Genomic DNA, 7077 nt, shown 5'->3' with positions numbered 1-7077 from the left:
CGGTGGTGGCTACCGCGGTGGTGACCGGCGTGACGACAACCGTGGCGGTGGCGGTGGCGGCGGCTACCGCGGGCGCGACGATCGTGGCGGGCGGCCCGGTGGGTTCCGTGGGCGTGACGACCGGCGCGACGACCGCCGTGGCGGCGGGCGATTCCGGGATGAGCGGGAGCGGGACCGTGAGCCGATCAAGCGGCTGCCGATCCCCGAGGACGTTTCCGGTTTTGAGCTCGACAAGGACGTACAGCAGGAGCTGCAGTCCCTGCCGAAGGGGCTTGCGGAGGATGTCGCCAAGAACCTGGTGATGGTTGCGCGGCTGATCGACGAGGATCCCGAGGGTGCCTACGGGTACTCGCGGGTCGCTCTGCGGCTCGCGTCCCGCGTCGCCGCCGTGCGTGAGGCTGCGGGCTTCGCCGCGTACGCGAACCAGAAGTACAACGAGGCCCTGGCGGAGTTCCGGGCCGCGCGGCGGATGACCGGCAATGTCGAGCTGTGGCCCGTCATGGCCGACTGCGAGCGTGGGCTCGGGCGACCGGAGAAGGCGCTCGACATGGCCGGTGCGTCCGAGGTGAACCGCCTGGACAAGGCAGGGCAGGTCGAGATGCGGCTGGTCGCGGCCGGGGCGCGGCGGGACATGGGGCAGCTGGACGCCGCCATCGTCACGCTGCAGAGTCCCGAGCTGGCCTCGAACTCCGTGCAACCGTGGACGGCACGCCTGCGGTACGCGTACGCCGATGCGCTGCTGGCCGCCGGGCAGGAGGACGAGGCGCGCGAGTGGTTCGCCAAGGCCGTCGAGTCCGACAAGGACGGCAGCACCGACGCGTCCGACCGGCTGGCCGAGCTGGACGGTGTCGAGTTCGTCGACGCCTTCGACGGCGATGACGATGACCATGACGATGACGCGGCCGACGCCGACGCCGATGAGGCTGCGGCACCGGCGTCGGCCCATGGCGATGTCGATGGTGAAGACGGTTCCGACTTCAAGTAGGCGGGCGCTGTAGTGGCGGGCGGGTTCCTTCGGGGGCCCGCCCGTCCGTCGTTTGCGGGTCAGTCGTCGGTGAGCGTGCGCAGGACCAGGCCCGTTGCCGGCTTCGGGCCGAACGACGTCGACTTGCGGGGCATCGTCACGCCCTGGCGGGCCAGCTCGCGCACGACCTCCTCGCGGACCGGGTGCATGAGGACCGCGGTGCCGCCGTCGCGCTGCGCCTTCTCGACCGTCGCCGCCGTGTCGTGGATGTACGAGACGTCGGCGGGGGAGTCCTCGGGAATGCCCCAGACGTGGCCCAGGAGCACGGCGTGCAGGACCGTCGCGTCCAGGGTGCGCCAGGCCTCCGGGCGGTCCGTGGGGATCGTACGGTCAAGGAGGTTCTGGTCCGGGCGGTCGAGCAGGTGGAACGTGCCGTCCGTGCCCGTCAGGAGGAAGGCGTTGCCGTGGGCTGCCGCGCCGGCCAGGACGTCCAGGGCCTGGGGGAGGGGGCCCGCGACATTTCGTACGCGGAAGCAGGGGGCGGCCGCCGCCAGTGCCTGGTCGATCGGGAGCCGGTTCAGGAGGCGGTGGATGGCGCGCACGCGCAGCGGATAGCGGGCCGTGTCGACGAGGAGGACCAGGCCGTAGTCCCACGGGGTGGGCGAGGGGTGTTCGGTGCGCAGGCGCAGGTAGGTCGCCCAGCGGTGGTGGCCGTCGGCGATCAGGGCCTGGTGGTGGGCCAGGGCGTACTGGACCTGCTGCTGTTCCGCCGGGTCCGTGATCGCCCACAGGCGGTGGCTGTAGCCGTCCTCCGTGGTCGTGGCGAGCAGCGGAGGGCGGCGGACCGTGTGCTCGACGACAGCAGTGGCGCCCGTGGCGTTGCCGTTGCTGCGGTAGGTCAGCAGGAGCGGCTCGAGATTCGCCGACGTGGTGCGCATCAGGCCCGCACGGTCCTCGATCACGTGCGGCATGACGTCCTCGTGCGGCAGGACCACGCCTTCGGAGGCTTCCGACAGGCGCAGGGCGCCGATGAGGCCGCGCTGGAGGAGGTCGCCGTTGCGCTGCTCGTACACGTACAGGGCCGGTTCGGCGTCGGGGGCGAGGACGCCCTCGGTGAGCCAGCGGTGCAGGGTGTCGGCCGCCTGGTCGTTGCGGGACTGCGGTGACGTGGCCTGCGGCAGGATCAGGCGGACGATGTTGTGGGGGTCCGCGCTCTCCAGGTGCAGCAGGCCGTCCGGGCGGACGACGACGTCGTACGGGGGCGAGGTGACGGCGGCGAGGCTGCCGACGCGCTCGGGGACGTAGCGCACCCCTCGGAAGGGGCGCAGATCCAAGCCGTCACCTGCAGTGTTCATTCGTGCATCGTACGAGTGTCAGTGGCGTGGGGGATGATCGGGTCAGTGGGATCGAAAGAAGGGCGATACGGAATGAGCCAGAGTGCGAGCGGTGCGGCCGGCGGCGGGTCTCGGGTGCGGCCGGAGGGCAGCGCGCGGGCGTTGAGCGAGGCGTACGACACGGCGCTGCTCGATCTGGACGGGGTCGTTTACGCGGGCGGGCACGCCATCGAGCACGCCGTGGACGCGCTGGCCGTGGCGCGTGACGGGGGGATGGGGCTCGCGTACGTGACGAACAATGCGCTGAGGACCCCGGATGCGGTGGCCGAGCACCTGACCGAGCTCGGGATTCCGACCGGGGCGGGCGATGTCATCACGTCGGCGCAGGCCGTGGCGCGGCTCATCAGTGAACAAGTGCCGGGCGGGGCGCGGGTGTTGGTGATCGGCGGGGAAGGACTGAAGGTCGCACTGCGCGAGCGTGGGCTCGTGCCGGTGGACTCGGCCGACGACGATCCGGCCGCTGTGGTGCAGGGGTTCGGCGGGCCCGACATGGCGTGGGGGCGGTTCGCCGAGGCCTGTTATGCCATTGCGCGGGGTGTGCCGTGGTTCGCGTCGAACACGGACCTGACCATTCCGAGCGGCCGCGGGATCGCGCCGGGTAATGGGGCGGCGGTCGAGGTCGTCCGGATCGCGACCGGCGCGGAGCCGCAGGTCGCGGGGAAGCCGCTGCCCCCGATGCACCGGGAGACGATTCTGCGGACCGGGGCGAAGACGCCGCTGGTGGTGGGGGACCGCCTGGACACGGACATCGAGGGCGCGTTCAACGGGGAGGTGGACTCGCTCCTCGTGCTGACCGGAGTGACGGACGGGGCGCAGCTGCTGGCCGCGCCGCCGCAGCACCGGCCGACGTACGTGGACCTGGATCTGCGGGGGCTGCTGACCGGGCAGCCGGAGGTGGCCGAGGAGGGGACCGGGTTCCGGTGCGGGGGCTGGACGGCCTCGGCCGGGGCGGCGGAGCTGGAGCTCGAGGGGGACGGGGAGTCGATCGACGGACTGCGGGCGCTGTGCGCTGCCGCGTGGACGGCGGCGGGGGACGGGGAGTGCGAGCTGGACTCGGACAAGGTTCTGGCGCGGTTGGGGCTGTAGGGAGGGGGAAGTTGGGGCTGTAGGGAGGGGGAAGTTGGGGCTGTAGGGAGGGGGAGGAGGGAGGGCAGGGCCGGCGGTGAGCCCTGCCTGGGCTTCCGGCTCCGCCCGCTCTTGCCCCTGCTCCTACCCGGGCCTTTTCGTCGAACCAGGTAGGGGAGGTAGCCGGATCGGAGGGTAGGCTAACCTAACCTCGTGTTGGTCGACAGTCCCCCAGAAACCAGCGCGGAGACCGCTCCCGCGCCCCCCGGCCGCCGTATCGCGATACGTACGGCCGGGCTGCTCGTCGCGACCGTCCTGCTGCTCGCCGTCGTCGTGGCGAGCATCGCCGTCGGAGCCAAACCGCTCTCGCTCGACCAGGTCTGGCACGGCCTGTTCCACGACACCAACAACTACGCGGACGTCGTCGTGGGCGAGCGCGTCTCCCGTACGCTGCTCGGTCTGCTGGCCGGGCTCGCGCTCGGGCTCGCCGGTGCGGTGCTGCAGGCGCTGACCCGCAATCCGCTCGCCGACCCCGGCATCCTCGGCATCAACATGGGCGCGTCCGCCGCCGTCGTGACCGCCATCAGCTTCTTCGGGGTGACCTCGCTCAGCGGGTACGTCTGGTTCGCGTTCTGCGGCGCTGCCGCCGTCGGCGCCCTCGTGTACATCCTGGGCGGCACGCGCAACGCGACGCCCGTGCGGCTCGCCCTCGCCGGTACCGCCATCAGTGCCGCACTCTCCGGTTACCTCTACGCGGTGATGATCACCGACGACGTCGCGCTGAACCGCATGCGGTTCTGGCAGGTCGGCTCGCTGGCCAGCGCGAAGATGGACACGATCGAGCAGGTCTGGCCGTTCATCGCCGCCGGTACCGTCCTCGCGCTCGGCCTCGCCCGGCCGCTCAACGCCATGGCCATGGGCGACGACACCGCCCGCGCGCTCGGCGCCCACCTCGGGCGCACCCGCGCGCTGAGCATGGCCGCCGCGACCCTGCTGTGCGGCGCGGCCACCGCGGCCTGCGGGCCCATCGTCTTCGTCGGCCTGATGGTGCCGCACATCGTGCGCTCGTTCACCGGGCCCGATCTGCGCTGGATCCTGCCGTACGCGGCGATCCTCTCGCCGGTCCTGCTGCTCGGCGCCGATGTCGTCGGCCGCATCGTGGCCCGCCCGGCCGAGCTCCAGGTCGGCATCGTCACCGCCGTCATCGGCGCGCCGGTCTTCATCTTCCTCGTACGACGCCGGAGGTTGGCCCAGCTGTGAAGGCGAACCAAGAGACGAAGGTGCCTGCCACCAAGGCGCCTGCCACGAAGGCTCGGGACATCGAGGCTCGGGGCACCAAGGCGCGGGACATCAAGGCGATGAAGGCGATACGCACCCCCGGCGGGCTCTCCGTGCGGGTCGACGTGCGGGCGTCCGTCGTCGTGGTGGCCCTGATCGTGGTCGCGCTCGCCGGGAGCGTCGTCCTGATCGGCACCGGCGACTTCCCGATCCCGGCTCTCGACGTGCTGCGCACCCTCGTCGGGCACGGCAACGCCGGCCAGGAGTTCATCATCAACGACCTGCGCCTGCCGCGGGTCCTCGTCGGCCTCCTGGTCGGCGGCGCGCTCGGCCTGTCCGGGGCGCTCTTCCAGTCCATCTCCCGCAATCCGCTGGGCAGTCCCGATGTGCTCGGCATCGGGCAGGGCTCGACCGCCGGTGCGCTCGTGATGATCGTGATCTTCGGCGGGAGCGCCGGGGAGGTCGCGATCGGCGCCCTCGTCGGCGGGCTCGTCACCGGTCTCGCCATCTACGTACTGGCGTGGAAGCGGGGCGTGCACGGCTACCGGCTCGTCCTCGTCGGCATCGGCGTCTCCGCCTTCGTCACCGCGATCAACGGCTATCTGCTCACCAAGGCCGACTTCGTCGACGCCGCCCGCGCCACCGTGTGGATGACCGGGTCCCTCAACGGCCGCGGCTGGGACCAGGTGTGGCCGCTGTTCTGGCTGTTCGTCGTGCTCGTCCCCGTCGTCGCCGCGTACGGGCGGCCGCTGCGCATGCTGGAGATGGGCGACGACTCGGCCGGCGGGCTCGGCATCCGCGTCGAGCGGACCCGGCTGCTGCTGCTCACCGCCTCCGTCTTCCTGACCGCGGCCGCGACTGCCGCGGCCGGGCCGGTCGTCTTCGTGGCGCTGACCGCGCCGCAGATCGCGCGGCGCCTGACCAAGTCGCCCGGACCGAACCTGATGGCGTCCACCTGGATGGGCGCGACCCTGCTGATCGTCGCGGACCTGGCGTCGCAGCGGGCGTTCGGCGCGGACCAGCTGCCCGTCGGCGTCGTGACCGGCGTGGTCGGCGGTGTCTATCTGCTGTGGCTGCTGGTCACCGAGCGCAAGGCGGGGCGGATATGAGCGGGCAGCCTTCGACGACCGACGCGCGTACGTCTTCGCGTACGTCTTCGCGTACGTCTTCGCGTACGAACCAAAGGAGTACCCCTGTGAACAGGCTGATAGCCGACGACGTGACCCTCGGATACGACCAGCGCGTCATCGCCGAGAAGCTGTCCGTCGAGATCCCCGACAACTCCTTCACGGTGATCGTCGGCCCGAACGCCTGCGGCAAGTCCACGCTCCTGCGCGCCCTGTCGCGGATGCTCAAGCCGAGCGCGGGGCGCGTGCTGCTCGACGGCAGCGTCATCCAGTCGATGCCCGCGAAGAAGGTCGCCAAGACGCTCGGGCTGCTGCCGCAGTCGTCGGTGGCGCCCGACGGCATCACCGTCGGCGACCTCGTCGCCCGCGGCCGCTACCCGCACCAGGGCCTGCTGCGCCAGTGGTCGCCGCAGGACGAGAAGGTCGTACGCGAGTCGATGGAGTCGACCGGCGTCGCCGAGCTCGCCGACCGGTACGTCGACGAGCTCTCCGGCGGCCAGCGCCAGCGCGTGTGGATCGCCATGGCGCTCGCCCAGCAGACGCCGCTGCTGCTGCTCGACGAGCCGACGACCTACCTCGACATCCAGCACCAGATCGACGTCCTCGACCTCTGCGCCGAACTGCACGAGGAGCAGGGGCGCACACTCGTCGCCGTGCTGCACGACCTCAACCACGCCGCCCGGTACGCGACCCACCTCATCGCGCTGCGGGACGGGGAAGTGATCGCCGAGGGCGCCCCGAAGGACATCGTCACCGCCGAGCTCGTCGAGCGGCTCTTCGGTATGAAGTGCCAGGTCATCGACGATCCGGAGACGGGGACGCCGCTGGTGGTGCCCGCCGCGCGCAAGGCCCGGCAGCGGGCGGTCGCTACAGCAGCGTCCTGAGGCGCAGCAGGTCGCGGAACGAGGCCTCCAGCCTGACCCGGCCCGAGGCCCAGGCCTTCGCGAAGTTCAGCCGCCCGTTCACCATCGCCACCAGGTCGTCGCCCGTCATCGCCAGGCGGATCTGCGCCTTCTGCGCGGGCGGCCCGGGCCGGGTGTCGAGCACCTTGATCCGGCCGTCCTCGAGACGGCCGGAAAACGTCACGTCCAGGTCGGTGATGCGGCAGCTCAGCGAGCGGTCGAGCGCCGCGGCGGAGCGGACGTCACCGTCGGCCCCCGCCATGTTGTCCGAGAGTGTGTCGAGTGCCGCCCGGCACTCTTCGATCGTGGCCATCGTGATCGACGGTACACCGGCCTTCCGAGGTAGC

Annotated in this window: 7 protein-coding genes; 5 read left to right on the top strand and 2 right to left on the bottom strand. The window is 71.6% G+C overall.

What is annotated here, in order from left to right; all coding sequences use genetic code 11:
* Positions 1 to 193: 193 nt before the first annotated feature.
* A complete protein-coding gene (locus ACIBUY_RS32750) occupies positions 194 to 985 on the top strand; it encodes a tetratricopeptide repeat protein (RefSeq protein ID WP_399154540.1) in 792 nt (263 codons plus the stop codon).
* A gap of 59 nt (positions 986 to 1044) precedes the next feature.
* Here ACIBUY_RS32750 and ACIBUY_RS32745 read toward each other — a convergent pair whose 3' ends face one another.
* Positions 1045 to 2319, bottom strand: coding sequence for a DUF1015 domain-containing protein (locus tag ACIBUY_RS32745; RefSeq protein WP_365567012.1), 1275 nt, complete (start codon positions 2317 to 2319; stop codon positions 1045 to 1047).
* Between the two features lie 72 nt (positions 2320 to 2391).
* Between ACIBUY_RS32745 and ACIBUY_RS32740 the strand changes: the two genes are divergently transcribed.
* The 4 genes from ACIBUY_RS32740 (at position 2392) to ACIBUY_RS32725 (ending at position 6712) form a co-directional block, all read left to right on the top strand.
* A complete protein-coding gene (locus ACIBUY_RS32740; RefSeq protein WP_399154532.1) occupies positions 2392 to 3444 on the top strand; it encodes an HAD hydrolase-like protein in 1053 nt (350 codons plus the stop codon).
* A gap of 192 nt (positions 3445 to 3636) precedes the next feature.
* A complete protein-coding gene (locus tag ACIBUY_RS32735) occupies positions 3637 to 4683 on the top strand; it encodes a FecCD family ABC transporter permease (RefSeq protein WP_399154531.1) in 1047 nt (348 codons plus the stop codon).
* A gap of 98 nt (positions 4684 to 4781) precedes the next feature.
* Positions 4782 to 5810, top strand: a complete 1029-nt coding sequence (locus tag ACIBUY_RS32730) for an iron chelate uptake ABC transporter family permease subunit (protein ID WP_365567164.1) — start codon at positions 4782 to 4784, stop codon at positions 5808 to 5810.
* Positions 5771 to 6712: an ABC transporter ATP-binding protein gene (locus tag ACIBUY_RS32725; RefSeq protein WP_399154530.1), complete on the top strand. Its 942-nt coding sequence runs from the start codon at positions 5771 to 5773 to the stop codon at positions 6710 to 6712. The genes ACIBUY_RS32730 and ACIBUY_RS32725 overlap by 40 nt, the downstream gene beginning before the upstream one ends.
* On the opposite strand, the gene ACIBUY_RS32720 is transcribed toward ACIBUY_RS32725, so the two are convergent.
* Positions 6696 to 7043 (bottom strand): SCP2 sterol-binding domain-containing protein, encoded by a 348-nt coding sequence (locus ACIBUY_RS32720; protein WP_365567016.1) that lies wholly within the window; start codon positions 7041 to 7043, stop codon positions 6696 to 6698. The genes ACIBUY_RS32725 and ACIBUY_RS32720 overlap by 17 nt on opposite strands.
* Positions 7044 to 7077: the final 34 nt, after the last annotated feature.

Source organism: Streptomyces sp. NPDC050085 (assembly GCF_044460595.1).
In the GTDB taxonomy this organism is placed as follows: domain Bacteria; phylum Actinomycetota; class Actinomycetes; order Streptomycetales; family Streptomycetaceae; genus Streptomyces.
This window is presented reverse-complemented; position numbering and strand designations above follow the sequence as displayed.